Source organism: Winogradskyella alexanderae (genome assembly GCF_020166335.1).
Lineage (GTDB): Bacteria > Bacteroidota > Bacteroidia > Flavobacteriales > Flavobacteriaceae > Winogradskyella > Winogradskyella alexanderae.
Genome location: NZ_JAIUJR010000004.1, coordinates 124,596 through 147,149, shown reverse-complemented (window position 1 = coordinate 147,149; position 22,554 = coordinate 124,596). Strand labels below are relative to the sequence as shown.

The following is a 22,554-nucleotide window of genomic DNA, read 5'->3' as shown; positions in this document are numbered from 1 at the left end:
TTTAAGTATTTTATTTGAGTAAAAAGGGGTACTTTTAGGAGTACCCCTTTTTTTAATAGTTAAATATTAGCACTTAAATGAAGAATTTGTTTATTCTTTTTGTTTTCAGTGTTTTACTGTTTTCATGCAATACTACAAATGATAAAACACCCGGTTTATTTCAATTAAAAGATAGTGAGTTAACAAGTGTAACATTTAATAATTCGCTCAAATATACTGAAGACTTAAATCCTTACACCTACCGAAATTTCTTTAATGGAGGAGGTGTTGCTCTTGGTGATATTAATAACGATGGTCTTTTAGATATATTTTTCACAGGTAATTTAGTAGAAAACCGATTATATTTAAATAAGGGTAACTGGGAATTTGAGGATATTACTCCTACTGCAGGTGTTGCTAGTCCAGGTGTTTGGTCTTCAGGAGTTTCATTTATAGATCTAAATAATGATGGATTTTTAGATATTTATGTTTGTAAAGCTGGACCTCCAAGTGAAATTGCTAATCGGCATAATGAATTGTTTATAAATAATGGTGATCTTACTTTTACAGAGCAATCCAAAAAATATGGTCTTGATATAGTTGGATTAAGTGTTCAAGCTAATTTTTTTGATTATGACAGAGATGGCGATTTAGATTGTTACCTTTTAAACAACTCTATAAAGGCGGTTGGGAATTATGATTTTATAAAAGATCAACGCAAAAGACCTACAGAATCTGGGAATAAATTACTGAGAAACGACAATGATTTCTTTGTTGATGTTACAGAAGTATCCAATATTTATTCGAGTGCTATTGGTTTTGGTTTAGGAATTACGGTTAGTGATTACAATAATGATTCTTGGCCAGATATTTTTATATCAAACGATTTTTTTGAAAGGGATTACCTCTACGTAAATAATCAAGATGGTACTTTTAAAGAGGACTTATCTTCACAATTTGGTTCCATCTCAATGGGTTCAATGGGAGCAGATGCCGCTGACTTAAATAATGATTCTTTTACTGATATAATGGTAACAGAAATGTTACCACGTACTATAGAGCGTCAGCGCACAAAAACGCTGTTTGAGTCATGGAATAAATACGATATTGCCAAAAATAAGGGCTACCATACACAGTTTTCTAGAAATGCACTTCACAGAAATATGGGAGATAGTACGTTTTTAGAAATTAGCAGACTATCCAATGTTGCGGCATCAGAATGGAGCTGGGCTTCGTTGTTATTTGATGCCGATAACGATGGCTTAAAAGACATTTTTATTAGTAATGGTATTTTCAAAGACTTACTAGACAGGGATTATCTTATCTACATGGCCAATGAAGACAGAATTAGAGACATGATTGCGACTGATAAGGAAATAATGAACAAGTTAGTAGATCTTATGCCTTCAAAGGCAGTTCCTAATGCCGCATTTAAAAATAATGGTGATTTTAAATTTACTGAAATGACATCAGTTTGGGGATTTGGAATACCTAGTTTTAGCAACGGAAGTGCCTATGGTGATATTGATAACGATGGTGATTTAGATTTGGTTATAAACAATGTTAATATGCCTGCTTTCTTATACGAAAACACTACTAATACCAAAAGCAATAAGAGTATAACACTTAAATTAAAGGGCACAGATAAAAACAAGTTTGCAGTTGGCGCAAAAGTTGAAATATATTACGGTGATGATCAATACGGAAGTTTAGAAAATTTTCCTTCAAGAGGTTTTCAAAGTTCTATCTCCTATCAGTTGCTGTTAGGTGCTAATAGCGCCGATACTATAGATAGTATGGTTGTAACATGGCCAAACGGTATGCAAACAAGAAAATACAATCTCCCAACCAATAAAGTTTATAGTATCAATCAGAGTGATGAAGAGTTGATGGCTCAAATCGTAACTCTGCCTTCGGGTAAAATTTTAAAGAAGCAAAAAAGTTTTTTTCAATTTAAGCATAAGGAAAATAGTGCTGTAGACTTTAACAAAGAACAATTACTGCCTGAGATGTGTAATAACGAAGGCCCAAAGATTGCACATGCAGACATGAATAATGATGGTATAAATGATTATTACATTGGTGGTGCTAAAGGTCAATCGGGTAAATTGTTCATTTCAAAAAATTCTGAAGAATACCTCAAAATTGAGCAGCCTTTTAATTTAAGCTCTAATTCTGAGGACAGTGATGCTGTATTTTTTGATAGTGACAATGATGGCGATTTAGATCTTTATGTTGCCAGTGGAGGAAAGACGTTTTCAAAATTTGATTTTGCACTAAATGATAGGTTATATATAAATAATGGTGACAATACCTTTACCTATAGTCCGCAAACTTTAACGTTTCCATCACCAATTAGCACATCTACAGTCTCTGCATACGATTATGATAATGATGGTGATATCGACTTATTTATTGGCGAGCGTTTTAAGGTAGATACGTATGGTCTTCCAACCTCAGGATATATTTTAAAGAATACGGGTAATAATAAATTTGATATAACTCAACCAGTCCAATTAAAGGAAATAGGCTTGATAACGGATTCTCAATGGGCAGACATAAACAGTGATGGCCAAAAAGATCTAGTGGTATCGGGAGAATGGATGCCGATTTCAATTTTTATTAATATTAATGGTGATTTAGTCAACGAAACTAAGAAGTATGGGCTATCAGACACCAATGGTCTCTGGAAAACAATCGAAGTTAAAGATCTTAATGAAGACGGGAAGTTAGATATCATTGCGGGTAATAAAGGCGAAAATTCCTTCTATAAATCTGGTATGAGGATGTACCTTTCGGATTTTGATAAGAATGGTACAATTGAACAAATTATTTGTCAGAAACGAGATAGTAAATATTATCCTATTGTAGATAGGGATGAGCTAATTTCTCAAATTGCAAGTCTGAAACAAAAGCTATTATACTATAAGGATTACTCTGATGCAACGATAACATCAATTTTCTCAGAAAAGCAATTAAAAAATGCCAAAATATTTGATGTTAAAATGCTAAATACGGCGGTTTTCTTAAATAAAAATGAGACATTTGTAAGCCAGGAATTACCCAGAGAAATTCAATATTCTAATGTGTCGGCAATTGAGATTTCAGATATCAATAACGATGGTAATTTAGACATCCTTTTTGGTGGTAACCAGTTCTTAGTGAAACCCCAGTTTGGTATCGATGATGCTTCAAAAGGTTGGTTGTTGTTTGGCTCACCAAATGGAAATTTTGATAAGGTTTTATCTTTAAAAATAGATGGTCAAATACGGGATTTACATATTGAAAATAGGGAGCAACAAACCTTTTTAATGGCATCTGTAAATAATGATAGTTTGCAAGTTTATAAAGTTGGAAAATTAAAAGATTTAAAAAAATGAAGATAAGCGTTGGCAGGGCGACATTACTTTGTTCAATATTTTTTTTAGTTGCATGTCAGTCAGAATACACTAAACTAGTTGAAAATGAACTGGCAAGCGGTGCTAAAAATGATTCAATTTTTTACGATTTTAAATTTGGACAATCTAAGTCCGAGTTTTATAATTCGTGTTGGGAATACAATAAGAAAAAAATTTTTACGCATGGTCCCAGCAATAACTATGTTCAGACTATTCTTAAGCCCAAAGACTCTTCTAATGTAAAAGATAAAATTAGGATGCTCTTTTACGCAAAATTCAATGCCAAAGACGAGATAATCGCAATGGATGTTAAATTCTCTCATGTAGCATGGGCACCTTGGAATAAAGAACTTCATGCAGATAAATTATTACCAAAAGTGAAAGATACATTGATGAAATGGTATCCTGGTAATGAATTCATTAAGGTAAAAGACGTCTATGTTAAGGTTGATGGGAACAGACAAATAAGAGTCAAGGAAGAAGATACCAAAGACGTTTCTGTAATTATAGAAGATATGGATTACAGATATAAAGAACTAACAAAATAAAAATGAACAGGTATTTAATAATCTTTATACTATTCCTCATTATTGTCTCCTGTAGTGATGATAAAGCCGAAGCCTTAATTGAAAACAGTTCACCACAGTTTAAATTACTCTCAGAAGAAAGTACAGGAATAAAATTTAGGAATGACTTGGTTTCAACGGACGATTTTAATGTATATAAATACCGAAATTTTTACAATGGTGGTGGAGTTGCTATTGGTGACGTAAATAATGATGGTCTTCAAGATATTTATCTTACATCCAATTTAAATCAAAACAAACTATACATCAATAAGGGTGATTTTAAGTTCGAAGACGTCTCGGAATCCGCAAAAATAGGCGGTACAAAAGCATGGTCTACAGGAGTTTCAATGGTAGATATTAATGCAGACGGCTATTTGGATATCTATGTATGTAATTCGGGTGATGTAAAAGGTGATAACAAGCAAAATGAGTTTTTTATAAATAACGGTGACCTTACCTTTACAGAAAAGGCATCTGAGCTAGGTTTGGATGATAAGGGATTTTCTACCCACGCCTCATTTTTTGATTATGATAACGATGGTGATCTAGATGTGTATCTCTTAAATAATTCGTATCAGGCTATTGGTAGTTTTAACCTCACTAAGAATGAGCGTCCAAAAAGAGATGTGTTAGGGGGTGACAAACTATTTGAAAATAGGGATGGAAAATTTATTGATGTTAGTGAAAAGGCGGGTATATATGGAAGCGTAATTGGTTTTGGTTTGGGTGTAACCGTTGGCGATATGAATAATGACGGATGGCAGGACATTTATGTTTCCAATGACTTTTTTGAACGCGATTATCTTTACATCAATAACCAAGACGGAACGTTCAAAGAATGCCTAACTAGCTCTATTAATTCTATAAGTGGTGCTTCAATGGGAGCAGATGCTGCAGATATTAATAACGATGGTTTTAATGATATTTTCATAACCGAAATGCTTCCGAGTGAGTATGACCGACTTAAGACTGTAACCACTTTTGAAGATTGGAACAAGTACCAGTACAACGTCAAGAACGATTATTACCATCAGTTTACACGCAACATGCTACAGCTTAACAATAGTGACCTTACGTTTACTGAGGTTGGGCGTTTTAGTGGTGTTGAAGCATCTGATTGGAGTTGGGGCGCACTATTTTTTGATATGAACAATGATGGTTTAAAAGACCTGTTTATAGCAAACGGAATTTATCAAGACCTCACCAATCAAGATTATCTTAAATACATTTCAAACCAGGAAGTGATAGAATCTATAATTAGAGATAATCAAGTCAATTATAAGAAACTTATCGATATCATTCCATCCAATAAAGTTAAAAACCACGCTTATATTAATGGAGGTAATTTAAAGTTTGAACGCACTTCTAATGGATTGGATACTGAAGGGTTTTCAAATGGCTCCGCCTATGGAGATCTAGATAATGACGGTGACCTGGATGTTGTCGTAAACAACGTAAACATGCCTTTGTTTGTCTATGAAAACACATTGAACGATCCTAACGCACATTATCTAAAAGTTGTACTAAAGGGAGAAGGGTTAAACAAGGACGCAATTGGTGCCAAACTAAAATTAAAGAGTTCAACAAATACTTATTTTTTAGAACAACAACCCGTAAGAGGTTTTCAATCATCAATGGACAAGCGACCAAATTTTGGTTTTACAGAAACAGATAAACTGGTGTTAACGGTTAATTGGCCATCAGGAAGGGTCACTGAAATGCCAATAGATAAAGTTGATACAACAATTACACTTGATGAAAAAGATGCTAAAGTACGTTCGCAAGAACCAATTAGAGAAATAGCCGAGATATTCTCTAAGGATGACAAAACCATCAATTTCACACATAAAGAGAACAACTATGTAGATTTTAATATAGAACGCTTACTGCCTTTTATGAGGAGTACAGAAGGACCAAAAATGAGTTTTGGTGATGTTAATGGTGATGGTAAAGAGGATTTGTTTATAGGTGGATCAAAAGGCAATTCCGGTAAATTATTCTTGAATAAAAATAATCGATTTGTTGAAGGTAATAGCTTGGCTTTTATTGAAAGCAAGGCAAGTGAAGATGGTGAAAGTGCTTTATTTGATGCAGATGGAGATGGCGATTTGGATCTTTATGTATGTAGTGGAGGTGTGGAATTTTCAAAATTTAGTCCTAGCTATTTGGATAAATTTTATACCAATGACGGCAATGGTAACTTTACTTTGAGTGACCAGATTTTGCCAACACTACAAGGATACCACAGTAGTAGTACCGTATCAGTAGCAGATATTGATAATGATGGTGATTTAGACTTGTTTGTTGGCGAACGCTCTATACCAAAAAAGTATGGCGATCCTGCTTCTGGTTATCTTTTAATTAATGATGGTAAAGGTGCGTTTACTGAAAGCACCTCTGACTTAGCTCCAGAATTTGCGACTTTGGGTATGATAACAGACGCTTTGTTCATTGATATAGATCAGGATAAAAGCGAAGATTTAGTTGTTGTTGGAGAGTTTATGGGCATCAGGATCTTTAAGAATACTCAAGGAAAATTCAAAGAGGTAGAGAATGACCTAACCAATTTAAAAGGTTGGTATAACACAATTGAAAAGGCAGATCTAGATAACGATGGTGATGAAGATTTAATTGTTGGTAACCACGGTTTAAATAGTAGATTTAGAGCTTCTACTGAAAATCCAATAAAGTTATTTGCAAACGATTTTGATGGTAATAGCTATGTGGACCCTATTCTCACATTTACTGCAGAAAATGGTAGGCAATATCCATACGCATTAAGACATAATCTGGTAGATCAGTTGAAATATCTTAGCAAGAAATTTCCAGATTATGAGTCTTTTAAAGATGCAGATATCAATACTATTTTCACTGAAGAACAATTAACATCGAGTACCATAATTGAAGCCAATAATCTTAAAACGGTTGTTTTGGAAAATAATGGTGATTTCAATTTCGAGGTAAAAGCGTTGCCAAAGGAAGTCCAGTTTACGCCCATTTATGCGATAGCAACCTCAGATTTTGACAAGGATGGTGATTTGGATATTATTATGGGTGGTAATCTTAATGGTGTAATGCCCGAATTTGGTAGGTATGATGCTTCTTATGGTAATTATTTAGAGAACCTTGGAAATAACATTTTTAAACACCATACTACGGGAAAAGGAATAAAAATAAAAGGAGAGATAAGAGATATTGAAATAGTTGGAAATACTGTTTTTATTGCTAAAAATAATGATAAACTTGAGGTATTTAAATTTTAAAACTGTAGCACTTTGCAATCTGATTTTGATTTTTGTTTTTGCTTGTTCAAATGAAGAAAGCGATCAGGATAAAGTTAAAGACGAAGCACCGTTTAGAAACATTGACGCGAACGAATCAGGACTTCTATTTTCAAATGATTTAAAAGATTCGGGAGATTTAAATATTATAGAATTCCTTTATTACTATAATGGTGGAGGTGTAGCTCTGGGAGACATTAATAATGATGGATTAGACGATATTTTTTTTACTGCAAATCAAAAACCAGATAAGCTGTTTCTCAATTTAGGTAATCTTAAATTTAAGGATATTTCAGAAGAAGCGGGAATAAGCCAAATAAGTTCATGGTCTACTGGTGTTGCAATGACCGATGTAAATAATGACGGTTTACTGGATATTTACGTTTGCAAAGTTGGAAATTATAAATCTTTAAATGGTAAAAATGAACTTTATATCAACCAAGGTAATAACCGTTTTGAAGAACAGGCGGCCAAGTATGGCATAGATTTTTCAGGCTTTTCGACACAAGCCTCATTCTTTGATTATGATAACGATGGGGACATGGATATGTACCTTATGAATCATTCTATCCATTCAGTCTATTCATATGGTAATGCAAGTGCAAGGACCAAAAAAGATTCGCTTTCTGGTGATTTAATGTTTGAAAATAAGTTGTTTGATGGCAAAGTAAAATTTGTTGATGTTACTAAACAGGCTAATATTTATAGTAGCGCCTTAGGTTACGGTCTTGCCTTGGCAACATCAGATGTAAATAATGATGGGTATATAGATATTTATGTTGGTAATGATTTCCATGAGAACGATTACCTCTATCTTAATCAAGGAAATAAAACCTTTAAGGAATCGGCTGAAGATTATTTTAATCACACAACGAGATTTACCATGGGTGTAGATATTGCTGATATAACAAACAATGGAAAATTAGACATTGTTAGTCTAGATATGATGCCTTATAATGCCGAGATCTTTCTAAAATCTGGTGGAGAAGACTCTGATAAAATAAACCAAATAAAGAATTCATTTGGCTTTCAACAACAATATGCAAGAAATCATTTGCAGCTCAATAATGGCTCTTATTTTGTTGATGCAGCTTTAATTACTAATACTTATGCAACCGATTGGAGTTGGTCACCTCTTTTGTTAGACTACAATAACGATGGCCTAAATGATCTTTTTATTACAAACGGAATCTACAAAAGACCAAATGATTTGGACTACATAAAGTATTTAAGCACTTTAGATTTTGCCAACTACACAGAAACAAAGCAAGATAGTATTGAGTTAAAACTCATCAATACTATGCCAACCTTAAATCTTCCAAATAAGCTCTTCACTAATGCTAATAATCTTGTTTTTAAATCAACAAGTGTAGATGGCAAAGATGGAAGTACGTATTCTAACGGTGCAGCCTATTCGGATCTAGACAATGATGGCGACTTGGATATAGTGATAAATAATATCAATGAAAATGCAACACTTTTAGAAAATAAAAGCTCAGGAAATTATCTGACCGTTAAACTTAAAAATAGTATTAATGGGGCCAAGGTAAATCTTTTTGCTAATGGGAAGACCTATTATAAGGAGCAATCTACCGTAAAAGGGTATTTATCTAGTTCAACCAGTAACCTTCATTTTGGATTAGGAGAGACAACTAAGATTGACTCATTGGTTGTGGTCTGGCAAGATGGTCTGATAGTTACGAAAAAAGACTTAGCAGTAAATGCTACAGTTAGTATTGAAAAAGAAGGAACCTCAAAATATAATCTTGAAAAAAAAGATGCATTAAATTATCAGGAATTTACTTTTCAACATCGTGAAAATGTCTTTTTGGATTATGAACAAGATGGTTTAGCTCCTGAGAATCTGTCGCTTGAGGGTCCATCTACTGTTCAGGCCGACTTTAATTCAGATGGATTACTTGACCTTTATATCGGTGGTGCAAGAAATCAAAAACCCTTACTGTTTTTAATGGGTCAAGATGGTAATCTTAAATTAAGTGACACAAAGATTTTTGATGAAGATTCAAGATATGAGGATACTGATGCTATTGCATTAGATATAGATAGCGATGGTGATTTGGATATTTATGCTTTAAGTGGCGGAAATGACTATCCTAATGGCCACCCTTTGTTAGAAGACCGAATCTACGTTAATGATGGCAAAGGAAATTTCTCAAAACTTGAATCCAAGTTGATCAATACCAATGGAGGGTCGGTCTCCAGTCATGATTTCGATAATGATGGATTAGTTGATTTATTTATTGGCAATAGGGCTGTTCCTGGCGCCTATGGACTTTCTCCTCAAAGTTATATACTCAAAAATAAGGGCAATTATACCTTTGAAATTTATGCCAAAGCACGATTTGGTATGGTAACTGACTCCAAATGGGCAGATATAGATGAAGACGGATTATCAGAATTAATCATTGTTGGTGATTGGATGCCAATAACAATTATGTCGTTTACTTCAAATGGAAAGTTTCTAGACAAAACCAAAGAATTTGGCTTTGGCGATACAAATGGATTGTGGAATGTAGTTGAAGTAGCAGACGTAAATAATGATGGAAAATTAGATATAATTGGTGGTAACGTTGGTCTTAATTTTAAGTGGAAGGCATCGAAAGACACACCAGTAAAGATGTATTTGGATGATTTTGATGAAAATGAGAAATTAGATCAACTAATTTTCTATGATTTTTTTGGTAAATACGTACCTTTTGCATCTAAGGATAAGTTGGTTGAGCAAATGCCATATTTAAGAAAGCAGTATACAGATTATAAGTCTTTTGCATCGGTTTCAAATATCACAGATTTGACTGATAAACCCGAAGAAGAAATTATTAATATTAAATACTTGTATGAATTGAGGTCAATGATTTTTTTGAATGATGGGGCAAAATTCAATTCTATGGCACTCCCAAATCAAGCTCAATTGAGTACTTTAGAGGATATAATAGTTGAAAAGGATAAAATAGTCTTCACCGGTAATCATAATGGCTTTGTTACAGAATTAGGTGAAGCGTCCTCAAATTCTGGAGGTATTCTATTCACTGAAAATTTAGAGAATATTAAATATCAGTCCTTAGATTTACCAAATGGTATTAGAGGAAGAAAAATTTTAAAATTAAAAGAAAACGAATATTTAGTTGTTACAAATAATGGTAAGTCTTACAGGACAGGCTTATAAAAAGAAAGATTGAAAATGAAGAGTTTAAGACATTGTTTATACTTAACAATATTGGTATTAGTAGCGAGTTGTAATAAACCAGCAGAACCTATAGAGATTACACCAGAGGTCTTTCATGTCTCCGTTGATAAAGTAATGGACATACAGATTCACGATATTTTCTCGCCACCGGTAGCGAGTAGAGTATTTGTATATCCAAATATTGCGGCTTATGAGATTTTAGCTCAGAAAACCAACGAAATGAGTTCCTTAGCTGGTAAAGTTAATGAACTGACCAGTATTCCAATGGCAGAGGAATCTAAAAACATCAATCTGGAGTTAGCCGCAATTATTGCTCATATGGAATTAAGTAAGAGCCTTATTTTTTCTGAGGAGAAAATGGAAGTGCTTCAGGATAGTCTTTATGCAGATTGGCAAGAAAAGAATGAACCAGAATTCAATACGGCAAAAACATATGCTTTTGAGGTTGTGAAGCATATTAAACAATGGATGGATGCAGATAATTACAACCAGACCAGAACAATGCCCAAATTCACTGTAGATACGGACGACCCATCAAGATGGCAACCAACACCACCATCATATATGGACGGTATTGAACCACATTGGAATAAAATAAGAACCTTTGTTTTAGATTCTGCAGCACAGTTTAAGCCTATAACGCATCCTACGTTTTCTTTAGAAAAAGGATCTAAGTTTTACCAGGAGTTAATGGAGGTTTATGATGTTAGCAAAGAAATCACAGCAAAGGGTAATGATTCTGAAGAGATTGAAATCGCTCAATTTTGGGATTGTAATCCGTTCGTATCCGTTACACGTGGTCACTTCATGTTTGCTACAAAAAAGATTTCTCCGGGTGCACATTGGATTGGAATTGTTAAAATCGCATCAAGAAAAAGCAACGCAGACGTTGCGCAAACTGTCAATGCTTATACTAAAACGTCTATCGCAATTGCAGATGCATTTATTAGTTGTTGGGATGAAAAATATAGAAGTAACCTTATCAGACCTGAAACTTTAATAAATCAACATATCGATCCAGATTGGCTTCCAATACTTCAGACACCACCTTTCCCCGAATATACAAGTGGGCATTCCGTTGTGTCAGGAGCAGCTTCAACAGCATTAACTGCTATATTTGGTGATAATTTTCAGTTTGATGATGATACCGAAGTACCTTTTGGACTGCCAATTCGTTCTTTTGATTCATTCAATCTTGCCGCAGAAGAGGCTGCTGTTAGCAGATTATATGGTGGTATTCATTATAGAGCAGCAATAGATGTAGGATTAACCCAAGGAAGAAATGTTGGTAATTTAATTGTTGAGAGAATTAAAATGAAATTTGAATAAATAATATGATAGGTGATAAGCTTACATACCATTCAAGTTTTGAAAATACCAACAATAAAATAATAGCAAAACTCAAATCACAATTAAACGCTAAATCTAGAATTTGTATTGCGGTTGGAGGTGAATCAGGATCAGGTAAAACATCGTTAGCATATGCTTTATTTGTAGATATAGAAACGAAACTTGGTTTAAAAGGTTTTCTGTTTCACGGGGATGATTATTTCTATTTGCCTCCACAAGACAACCATAACAAACGGTTAGATGACATCTGTAATGTTGGTCCATCCGAAGTTAATTTAAAGCTATTGGATGAACATCTTGAGAGTTTTTTAAAAAACACTGGAGAAATAACAAAGCCATTGGTGCATTATAAAAAGAATATTATTTCCAAGGAAGTTTTGAATACAAAGGATTTTAATTTTTGTGTTGTTGAAGGTACGTATACCATGCTTCTGGAACAACCTACATACAAGGTATTCATTGAAAATTCATTTATAGATACAAAATTAAACAGGGAGAAGCGAGCGCGAGATATAATGGATGATTTTAATGAAAGAGTTCTAGAGATAGAACACAATATTATTAAAGCGCAGCGCATTTATGCGGATATGATTGTAAAGAACTCTATTTTGGATTGATCTGTGAGGATATTGTCCAATATAAAGGACTGAGCAATACATTTTGTTATTAAAAACTAACTAATAATCATATATATGAAACTAACCAAACCAAGATTGTCCTTTTGGCAAATCTTCAATATGAATGTTGGTTTTCTTGGCATTCAATACAGTTTTGGACTCCAACAAACTGCAATCAATCCCATCTTTTTGTATTTAGGAGCACCAGAGGACATGCTTCCAATTTTAAATATTGCAGGTCCGGTTACCGGCCTAATCGTACAGCCAATAATAGGAGCTATGTCTGATAAGACATGGTCGCCTAGATGGGGAAGACGTAAACCTTATTTTTTAATTGGTGCATTACTTGGTAGCCTTTGTTTATTTGCGTTTCCAAATAGTCCCGTGTTATGGTTTGCAGTTGGTTTGCTTTGGATTTTAGATGTAGGAAATAATATGGCCATGGAACCATACCGTGCTTTTGTGGGTGATAAACTACCAGAAAAGCAATTGAGTTTGGGTTATCAAATGCAAAGTTTATTTGTTGGCGCAGGAATTTTGCTTGCAAATGGATCAATAATTTTATTCCAAAAGTGGTTTGGAGGCGATCTAGAGGTGGCAGGTAAGATACCACAATGGCTCTATTATTCATTCTATATCGGAGGTATTCTATCAATAACAACAATCCTTTGGTCTGTATTAAAAACACCAGAGATTCCTCCAAGTGAAAAGGAATTAGCGGAAATAAACCATAGTAAAAGCTTAGGCTTTGCCCATCGTGTTAGAGAACCTTTCAAAGAAATTGTTGAAGCAATAAAAGACATGCCGAAGTTTATGTGGAAGATTGGTGGTGTATATTTATTCCAATGGTATGCACTTTTCATTTATTGGCAGTTTATTACTCCAATGTTTAGGCAAACACTTAATTATACAACTTCAGAGGCAGCAGCACAGGCAGCAAAAATGAATACAACCTATAATGTTGTAACTATGCTCGTAGCACTTGCCTTAGTGCCGTTGACCATGCGTTTCGGGGGAAAAAAGGTTTATGCTCTAAGCCTTGTGGGAACTGCAATAGCATTATTTTCTATACCACATATCCAAGATCCAAATATGGTATTAGTGCCTATGGTATTATTTGGTATCGGTTGGGCAGCAATAATGGGTATACCATATACCATGGTATCTAAAATAGTTTCTCAAGAAAGACGTGGTGTTTACATGGGAATTTTAAACATGATGATTGTAGTACCAATGGGTATTCAAACTTTATCATTCGGTTCGATCTATAAGCACTTATTAGGTGGTGTAGCAACCAACGCCATAATGTTTGCAGGTGTCTTTTTTGTTATTGCAGCAATACTTGCTTTGCGCTTAAAGGAGCCAAGATCAGTTGGCGATGAAATAGATACTGCAGGATAATTTGAATACAATTGAACCATGAAAAATTTTAGTATAAAACTATCTATTTATCTCAATTACTTTGTTTTTGCAATCCTCTTAAACAGTGTAGGTATTGTTATTGCTAAGTCAATAAATGTTTATGGTGTAGTGGAGTCAGATGCATCGTTGCTAGAAGCATTTAAGGATTTACCTATTGCGTTTGTATCATTTCTCGTTGCTTCTTTTTTACCTAGATTTGGCTATAAGCGTGCAATGTTAGTTGCACTAGTAATTGTATTCTTTGGATGTTTGGGAATGTATTTTGGTAATACCTTCGATACAGCCAAAATTTTATTTCTGACCGTCGGAGTTAGTTTTGCATTAATAAAACTTTCTGTGTACAGTCTTATAGGTGTCGTAACAGATACGCCTAAGGAACATTCAGCCTTAATGAGTTCGGTTGAAGGATTTTTTATGGTTGGTATTGCAAGTGCATACTTTTTGTTCCCGGCGTTTTACAGTGATACAGATCCAAATGCATGGTTAGAGGTATATCCAGTACTTTGTGTAATTATCGGGCTTTCGTTTCTTCTATTGTTGTTTTCAAGGATTAATATTCCAATTGAGACTTCAGGGAATAATGTTTTAGATGATATAAAGAGTTCGGCAGGTTTGTTAATAATGCCATTAGTATTGGTTTTCATTTTTTCGGCGTTCTTCTTCGTTATGATAGAACAGGGAATAATGACCTGGTTGCCAAGATTCAATGAGAAGATATTTTCATTCTCAGAAAAGTTGAGTGTGCAAATGGCTTCAATACTCGCCATATCATTGGCACTAGGAAGGTTTATTGCTGGTTGGGCCTCAAAGAAAATTGCCTGGGAGAAAATAGTAATAATCTGTTCAATAATTGCTGTTATAATTTTACTAAGTGTTCTGCCTCAGCTCAAAGTTGAGGGAAGTAGTGTCGTACTACAAGGCTTGTCAGATGTTCCATTTTTAGGTTTTATATTACCTTTAATTGGTCTTTTTATCGCACCGATTTATCCTTTATTGAATTCTACTGTTCTTAGCCATTTGCCAAAGCGTTTGCATTCGCCAATGTCAGGATTGATAATAATTTTTTCTGCGCTTGGTGGTACACTAGGCTCAAGAATTGTAGGTACTTTATTTGAGCATATTGGAGGAGTCAATGCCTTTTATTTTTTGATAATTCCAATTATTTTACTTGTTATTTCGGTACTTATAATTAAGCGTCTAATTAAAAAACAAGGTAATGATGAGAGTTAAAATCGAATCTACATTATCAAAGCTTTTAACCCAAGAAGACACAGATGGTGATAAAAAAATAACCATTGAAGATAAAGGACCTAAAAACTTCGAGTTGGTTTCTGATAGTGGCGAGTCAATGTCTATAAAAGGAACATACCAATTATCAAATCTACTTCAGGAATTGGTTATTCAAAAGCAGGAAGGAAAAGATATTGCAGATATAAACCCTGATTATATTGACGAATTGCCTGCCATAAGAATCTCAAGAATGATTCGAGATTACTATTGGAATGGACTCACACGAAAAATGGATAAGTCTGGAATTGTTGCCTTAATTTCAGACACAAAAAACGCGTCGCTTACAGCTAGTATTTTACCAGTTTATGTGCCGTATACAGATGAGTTAGCTTTTGATTATTATAGTAATTTAGAAACTAGCCTTCCAATAAAAACCGTAAGATTGCCCGAGATAATAACACCCGAATACGTTAAATCAATAAATGATAAGCCTGGAATATTAAGCTTAAAATTAGAAATGATAAATGGTGAAGTAAACGGTGTTCCATTTGTCGTACCCGGAGGGCGATTTAATGAAATGTATGGTTGGGACAGTTACTTTGAAGCTGTCGGTTTAATATGTGATGGTAAAGTTCATTTGGCCAAAGCAATGGCAGATAATTTTCAATATCAGATTGAGCATTATGGTAAAATATTAAATGCAAATAGAAGCTATTATTTGACGCGAACACAACCACCATTTTATAGTAGTCTAATTTTCGAGGTTTTTGAAATTACAAAGGATAAAGATTGGTTGACGAGCCATCTTAAAACGGCCATTAAAGAATATGAAACGGTATGGATGGTAAAAGGTATGCGCCTCACTAAAAATGGCCTAAATAGGTATAGAGCTGAAGGAATTGGCGTGACACCAGAAAGCGAGGAAGGTCATTATGATGCAACTCTAAAACCATATGCAGAAAATGCAGACTTAACTATAAATGAATATTTAGCTAAGTACCAATCTGGAGAAATTGAGAATGAAGAGTTAGATACTTATTTTTTACACGACCGAAGCTTGCGAGAATCTGGTCATGATACCTCTTGGAGGTTAGATGATGTCTGTGCAGATTTAAATACCGTTGCACTAAATAGTCTGCTGTATAAGTATGAATCTGACTTTGCACATGTAATCGAAACCTACTTTGACGGGGAATTTAATGGTTGGCATAGTGCATATTGGTTCCAAGTTATGCATGAAAGAGCTGAACGTATGCAAGAATTAATGTGGAATGAAGTGCATGGTCAATATTTTGATTACAACTTCGTGAAACAAGAACAAACTTTGTTTGAAAGTGCTTCAAATTATTTTCCGCTATGGGCTGGATTAGTAGATTCAAAAGAGGCACATAAAATGGTTAAAACTTTAATGCAACAACTCAAAGAAAGGGGTGGTATTGCAGGCACCTCTAAATCAATGAACGCAAATTTGCCAGAGAATGCAATGCAACGTCAGTGGGATTATCCTAATGGTTGGGCACCACACCAAATGCTAATATGGAGAGGTTTAAAAAATTATGGTTTTACCAATGAACTGAAAGAATTGGTTTATAGATGGTTGTACATGATAACCAGAAATGCTGTTGATTATAATGGTACTATTCCTGAAAAATATGACGTTGTTGCCGCCACTCATAAAGTATTTGCTGAGTATGGGAATGTCGGCACTGATTTTGAATATATCACACAGGAAGGTTTCGGTTGGATGAATGCTTCCTATCAATACGGCTTAACGTTACTTGATAATACTTATCTAAATCACCTTAATAGTTTAGTCGATCCTGAAGAACTTTTTTAATATTTAACCAACCGTAAAATGTATTCATTACGACTTATTTTAAGCAACTGGCGCTATTTTTCAGTGGTTTGGGTTTTTAGTTCATTGAATATTATGATTGGTACTTGGGTACTTTATATTCCTAGGATTAAAGAAAAGTTGCGACTCTCCGATTCTGAAATTGGCTTTGCTCTTTTTTGCTTGGCCTTAGGCCTTATGTTTTTTATTCCTCTTGTACCTTTAGTTACACGCAAATTTGGACTAGGAAGATGTACTATCGTTGGTGTGTGTCTATTTTGTATTGCCTTTTTAGGACCATTAATTGCTCCATCTTATACAGTTTTATGCATTGCCTTATTTGTAGTAGGCAATTTTTCGGGGCTTACAGATATTGCAATGAATACGCTTGTTTCAGAAATGGAGAAGACAGATAGTGTAAACATAATGTCTGCGGCTCATGGTTTCTTCAGTTTAGGTGGTGCAATAGGCGCTTTGGTCGGTACTGTTCTGTTGACCATTTTTGAAGCACCATTCTACCATATGCTTCTAATGGCAGTAATGGTAATAGTTACAAATTTAGTTTTGTCTGGTCTCTACGTCAATATTCGCGAAACGGAAGAAAAAAAAAAGGAAAAAGATAAATTACCCTTAAAAGTATTTAGGCCTCTTTTTATTCTGGCCTTTTTAGCTTTGGTTACAATGGGTAATGAAGGCGCGATAGAACATTGGAGTTCAATTTATTTGTTGGAAGTTGTGGAAGTAGCCTCAGAGAACTATGCTGGATTCGGATTTACGGTATTTTCTATCATGATGACCATTGGACGCTTCTTTGGTGATGGGATTAGTACTAAAATCGGTTCGGCCAAAATTGTCTTTTTAGGTTGTCTGTTAGCAGCGATTGGTTATTTGGCAGTACTATCAAAAGGACTTGTTTTAAGTCTAATTGGATTTGGAATTATAGGTCTTGGGTTGTCTGTAATTATCCCTGAATTAATCCGAATGGCAGGAAAAACAGGAGGTGTTGCCGCATCTAAAAGTATTTCTTTTGTGACGGGAATTGGGTTTTTGGGATTCCTTTTGGGTCCAATTGTTATTGGTTATATATCAGAAAATTTCACACTTCAAATGAGCTTTGTATTTTTAATGAGTGTAACAGCTATTGCCTTATTGATTTCCATGTTTAAACTGAGGACTAAATGAAATTAAATTCGTAATTAAAATGAGACGTCGAGATTTTGCAAAGAATATTGCTTTGGCTTCGGGTGCCATTAGCACAAGTTCATTTATAATGGGCTGTAATGAAGAGAATATATCATCAAAAAATGAGATAGCAGTGAGCGAAGAATTGGCTAAACGGATGTATGATAAAGCTCTAGAGATTACAAAGAAAAAGGTACGAGGTGGCGATGACGAGCCATTTTTCAAAAAGCCTTTTATTGACGCGGCCTTTTCACCCAATATATTTTTATGGGATACCTGTTTTATGTGTTGTTTTGCAAAATATCATCTAGATGAACTTCCGGTTTATCAAGCTTTAGATAATTTTTACGAGCGTATGGAGGACGATGGCTATATATGCAGAGAATATCGCGCAACAGGTGAGCCATTGTGGTCCAAGGAGCATCCTGTGTCCATAAATCCACCATTATTAGCTTTTGCAGAAACTGAAATATTCAAAGTTTCGAATGATATTGAGCGGGTTAGAAAAGTGTATCCTATTCTAAAAAAGAATTTTCAATTTCATGTAGATACCTATATGATGAACGATAATTTATTCTATGGTGATACCTTGGGTTTGGGAATGGACAATATACCACGTTCACCTAGGGATTGGGAGCCAACCGAAGGAAATGGTATGACACATCATGAACTTGGTGAAAAACTGAGTGCAATGAATGTATCTGATGAAACTAAGTTAAACACCTTTATTGCAGAGTATGTTAATACCAAGCAAGGAATGTGGAATAAACAAGGAAGATTGGTTGACTTCTCCGCTCAGATGGCGATGTATAGTATTCAACTTAAAGATATGGCGGATGCCATTGGTAAAGATGAAGATATTGAAATGTACAAATCGTTTCATGCCAAAGTTGCAAAGGCAATTAATGATAAGTGCTGGAGCGAAAATGATGGTTTTTACTATGACCTAGGATTCGATAAACAAATTGTTCGTAGACACATCGGTATGTATTGGACACTTCTCGGTAAAGTTGTGCCAGAAGATAGGTTGAAACGTTTTTTAGGATATTTAAATAATGAAGACGAGTTCAATCGTAAAATGCCATTGCCTGCCTTATCTGCGGCAGATCCAGATTATTTAGGATGGGGCGATTATTGGTTAGGAGGTGTTTGGGCTCCAACAAGCTATATGGTATTACGTGGATTAACAGCCTATGGAGAAGATGAATTGGCGAGATCCATTGCAAAGAAAACCTATGACAACGTTGCTACAGTATTTGAAGCAACAGGGACATTTTGGGAAAATTATGCACCAGACTTAGTCTCATACGGAATGCCTGCAAAAAAAGATTTTTGTGGTTGGACAGCATTATATCCAATTGCAATGTATAATGAATATATTAAGTCAAGTTAAAAAAACATAAGACATATCGATGTTTGATAGAACATATCAATTAGAAAAATTAAAGTCAACAGAGCAATTTGATTTAGTTGTAATTGGCGGTGGAGCAAGTGGTTTAGGGATTGCAGTAGATGCTGTTTCTAGAGGTTTTACAGTGGCTCTGTTTGAGTCTCACGATTTTGGTAAGGGAACGTCTAGCAGAAGTACAAAACTTGTGCATGGTGGTGTGCGTTATTTGGCTCAAGGAAATATAAAACTAGTTATAGAAGCGTTGCGCGAACGCGGATTACTCGAGAAGAATGCTAACCATCTCTTTAAGCGTCAAACATTTTTAATTCCAAGTTATAATTGGTGGTTCAAATATTACTATGGTTTTGGATTAACCATTTATGATTGGTTAGCAGCCAAGCTTTCACTTGGTGGCTCTAGAATTATTTCAGCAAGTAAGGCCAGTAAAAGAATAAAAAACCTGAAATCTGAAGGATTAAACGGAGGTGTTACCTATTTAGATGGTCAGTTTGACGATGCGAGGTTAGCACTAAACTTAGCTCAGACAGCTACGGAGCTTGGTGCTGTGGTCTTAAACCATTGTAAGGTTGATGATATTTCGAAGGATGACAATGGTCAAGTCAGCGGTGTTTCGGTATTAGATACGGAAAATAATGAGGAGATGTTGGTAAATGCTAGGGTCGTTATAAATGCTACGGGAGTTTTTGCCAATAAAATTTTAAAACTTGCTGGTCGCAAAAAGAGAAGCTTGAAAATTGTTCCTAGTCAAGGGATACATTTAGTTTTGGATAAGTCTTTTCTGGAGGGAGATACTGCTCTCATGGTACCTAAAACCAGCGATGGCCGTGTTTTATTTGCAATACCTTGGCATAACAAGGTAGTTGTTGGTACAACAGATACACCAATTAAAAAACCCAGTTATGAACCTAAACCTTTAGAAGAAGAAATAGAATTTATTTTAGAAACAGCAAAAGCATATTTTACCAAAACACCAAATAGAGAAGACGTTAAGTCGGTATTTGCTGGACTTAGACCCTTAGTTGCACCAGAAGGTGATAAAAGCAATACAAAGGAAATTTCACGGGGTCATAAGATCATTCATTCAGAGAGTGGGTTAATTACAATTGTTGGCGGTAAATGGACAACATATAGAGAAATGAGCGAGGATGTTGTAAATGAAGCTATTGACACTCATCGATTACCAAAGGTTAAATCAAAAACTAGGACCTTATCTATACATGGTAATGTTTCTTCTGAGGAGAAAGCTAATCTAAATAGTGTCAATTGGTTTTATGGAAGCGATGCTAAATCCTTAGAGGAATTTATTGAAGCTGATACAAGCCTACAAGAGTTACTACATCAAGATTACGAATTCACTGTTGGTCAGGTGATTTGGGCTATTAGATTTGAAATGGCTCGCACGATTGAAGATATTTTAGCGCGGCGAATAAGACTTCTCTTTTTAGACGCACAAGCATGTCTTGACATAACAGAAAAAGTAGCAGATATTATAACCAAAGAACTAAATAAATCTAATAATTGGAAACAAAATCAAATACAAGAATTTAAAACTCTAGCTTCTGGTTATTTAATTTAAAAGAGTATATGTCAAAAAAAGTCATTTTAGCACTAGATCAAGGAACCACTTCAAGTAGAACCATAGCCTATAATTCTGAAGGCAAACCTATTGAAACATCACAACAGGATTTTGAACAAATCTTTCCTAAAAATGGTTGGGTAGAACACAATCCTAAAGCCATTTGGGAATCACAATTAAAGACCATTGAATCTGTGCTTTCAAAAAATATTGACGTTGAAGATGTTGCAGGTATAGGTATCACCAATCAAAGAGAAACTACCATTGTTTGGAATCGTGATACAGGCGAACCAATCCATAATGCTATTGTATGGCAAGACCGCAGAACGGCTTCTTATTGTGACGAATTAAAAGCAAAAGGTCATGAGGAGATGATTCAAGAAAAAACAGGTTTGATTATTGATGCCTATTTCTCTGCAACAAAATTGCGATGGCTATTGAAAAATGTCGAAGGTGCTATGGAATTAGCGAAGGAGGGTAAGTTATGTTTTGGAACAGTTGATACCTGGTTGATTTATAAGCTAACTGATGGTGACGTTTTTGTTACAGATGTAAGCAATGCTTCAAGAACAATGTTGTTTAATATCCGTACCCTTAAATGGGATAGAAAACTTCTTGAGTTATTCGATATACCAAAAGATATTTTACCAGAAGTAAAATCCTCCTCTGAAATATATGGATATACAAGACTGTTCGGCGCAGAAATTCCAATAGCTGGAATAGCAGGTGATCAACAAGCTGCTTTATTTGGTCAGCTTTGTACAAAAAAGGGAATGGCAAAGAATACTTACGGTACAGGTTGCTTTTTGCTAATGAATACCGGTAAAAAACCTGTTTTGTCACAAAATCAATTACTCACAACTATTGCTTGGCAAATAAATGGAAAGACCTATTATGCACTCGAAGGTAGTGTTTTTGTAGGAGGAGCTGCTGTGCAATGGCTAAGAGATGGAATAAATTTAATTGATCATGCTAAAGAAATTGAAGCCTTAGCTAGTTCTGTACCAAATAGTGACAATGTTATCGTGGTACCTGCTTTTACTGGATTGGGAGCACCTTACTGGGATCCTTATGCAAGAGGCAGTATTATGGGAATTTCAAGAGGCACAAAAAAAGGACATATTGCGAGAGCAACCTTGGAAGGAATAGCACTGCAAGTTTATGATATTGTGAAAGCCATGGAAAACGATTCTAATATGAAAATCAAAGAACTTCGCGTAGATGGAGGTGCCTCAGCTAATAATTTATTATTGCAAATACAGTCCGATATATTTGAATGTGATGTTATAAGGCCAACAAATTTGGAAACAACAGCTTTAGGTGCGGCATATCTTGCTGGATTAGCAGTTGGAATGTTTAAAAACAAAAAGGAACTCAAAAAACATTGGGAAAAGGATGCAATTTTTGAACCCAACACCAATAAAGAGGGTCAACTAAAATTGATAAAGCAATGGCATAAAGCAGTAAAAAGAAGTAAGAATTGGTTAGAGGATTAAT

The 22,554-nt window shown here is 34.8% G+C and carries 13 protein-coding genes; all 13 read left to right on the top strand.

Annotated features, from left to right (window positions below; all coding sequences use genetic code 11):
- Positions 1 to 77 precede the first annotated feature (77 nt).
- The 13 genes from LBU54_RS07950 to glpK all read left to right on the top strand — a co-directional run bounded on the left by LBU54_RS07950 (position 78) and on the right by glpK (position 22,553).
- Entirely contained in the window at positions 78 to 3,359 is a 3,282-nt protein-coding gene (locus LBU54_RS07950) for a VCBS repeat-containing protein (RefSeq protein ID WP_224528098.1), read from the top strand.
- Positions 3,356 to 3,925 carry a hypothetical protein gene (locus LBU54_RS07945; RefSeq protein WP_224528096.1) on the top strand — a complete coding sequence of 190 codons (570 nt, stop codon included), beginning with the start codon at positions 3,356 to 3,358 and terminating at the stop codon, positions 3,923 to 3,925. The genes LBU54_RS07950 and LBU54_RS07945 overlap by 4 nt, the downstream gene beginning before the upstream one ends.
- A gap of 2 nt (positions 3,926 to 3,927) precedes the next feature.
- On the top strand, positions 3,928 to 7,209 hold the full coding sequence (locus LBU54_RS07940; RefSeq protein WP_224528095.1) for a VCBS repeat-containing protein: 3,282 nt from the start codon (positions 3,928 to 3,930) through the stop codon (positions 7,207 to 7,209).
- On the top strand, positions 7,190 to 10,414 hold the full coding sequence (locus LBU54_RS07935; protein ID WP_224528093.1) for a VCBS repeat-containing protein: 3,225 nt from the start codon (positions 7,190 to 7,192) through the stop codon (positions 10,412 to 10,414). The genes LBU54_RS07940 and LBU54_RS07935 overlap by 20 nt, the downstream gene beginning before the upstream one ends.
- Before the next feature lie 15 nt (positions 10,415 to 10,429).
- Positions 10,430 to 11,764 (top strand): vanadium-dependent haloperoxidase, encoded by a 1,335-nt coding sequence (locus LBU54_RS07930; RefSeq protein ID WP_224528091.1) that lies wholly within the window; start codon positions 10,430 to 10,432, stop codon positions 11,762 to 11,764.
- A gap of 5 nt (positions 11,765 to 11,769) precedes the next feature.
- On the top strand, positions 11,770 to 12,402 hold the full coding sequence (locus LBU54_RS07925; RefSeq protein ID WP_224528089.1) for a hypothetical protein: 633 nt from the start codon (positions 11,770 to 11,772) through the stop codon (positions 12,400 to 12,402).
- 75 nt (positions 12,403 to 12,477) lie between these two features.
- A complete protein-coding gene (locus tag LBU54_RS07920; RefSeq protein WP_224528086.1) occupies positions 12,478 to 13,803 on the top strand; it encodes an MFS transporter in 1,326 nt (441 codons plus the stop codon).
- An 18-nt stretch (positions 13,804 to 13,821) separates the two neighbouring features.
- Positions 13,822 to 15,054 carry an MFS transporter gene (locus LBU54_RS07915; protein WP_224528083.1) on the top strand — a complete coding sequence of 411 codons (1,233 nt, stop codon included), beginning with the start codon at positions 13,822 to 13,824 and terminating at the stop codon, positions 15,052 to 15,054.
- Complete coding sequence (locus LBU54_RS07910) at positions 15,041 to 16,891, top strand: alpha,alpha-trehalase (protein ID WP_224528082.1); 1,851 nt, start codon at positions 15,041 to 15,043, stop codon at positions 16,889 to 16,891. Before LBU54_RS07915 ends, LBU54_RS07910 begins: the two co-directional genes overlap by 14 nt.
- 18 nt (positions 16,892 to 16,909) lie before the next feature.
- Positions 16,910 to 18,070 carry an MFS transporter gene (locus LBU54_RS07905; protein WP_224528080.1) on the top strand — a complete coding sequence of 387 codons (1,161 nt, stop codon included), beginning with the start codon at positions 16,910 to 16,912 and terminating at the stop codon, positions 18,068 to 18,070.
- Positions 18,071 to 18,089: 19 nt separating this feature from the next.
- Positions 18,090 to 19,463, top strand: a complete 1,374-nt coding sequence (locus LBU54_RS07900; protein ID WP_224528078.1) for an MGH1-like glycoside hydrolase domain-containing protein — start codon at positions 18,090 to 18,092, stop codon at positions 19,461 to 19,463.
- A 19-nt stretch (positions 19,464 to 19,482) separates the two neighbouring features.
- Positions 19,483 to 21,057: a glycerol-3-phosphate dehydrogenase/oxidase gene (locus tag LBU54_RS07895; protein ID WP_224528077.1), complete on the top strand. Its 1,575-nt coding sequence runs from the start codon at positions 19,483 to 19,485 to the stop codon at positions 21,055 to 21,057.
- 8 nt (positions 21,058 to 21,065) lie between these two features.
- Complete coding sequence (gene glpK / locus LBU54_RS07890) at positions 21,066 to 22,553, top strand: glycerol kinase GlpK (protein WP_224528076.1); 1,488 nt, start codon at positions 21,066 to 21,068, stop codon at positions 22,551 to 22,553.
- Position 22,554: the final 1 nt, after the last annotated feature.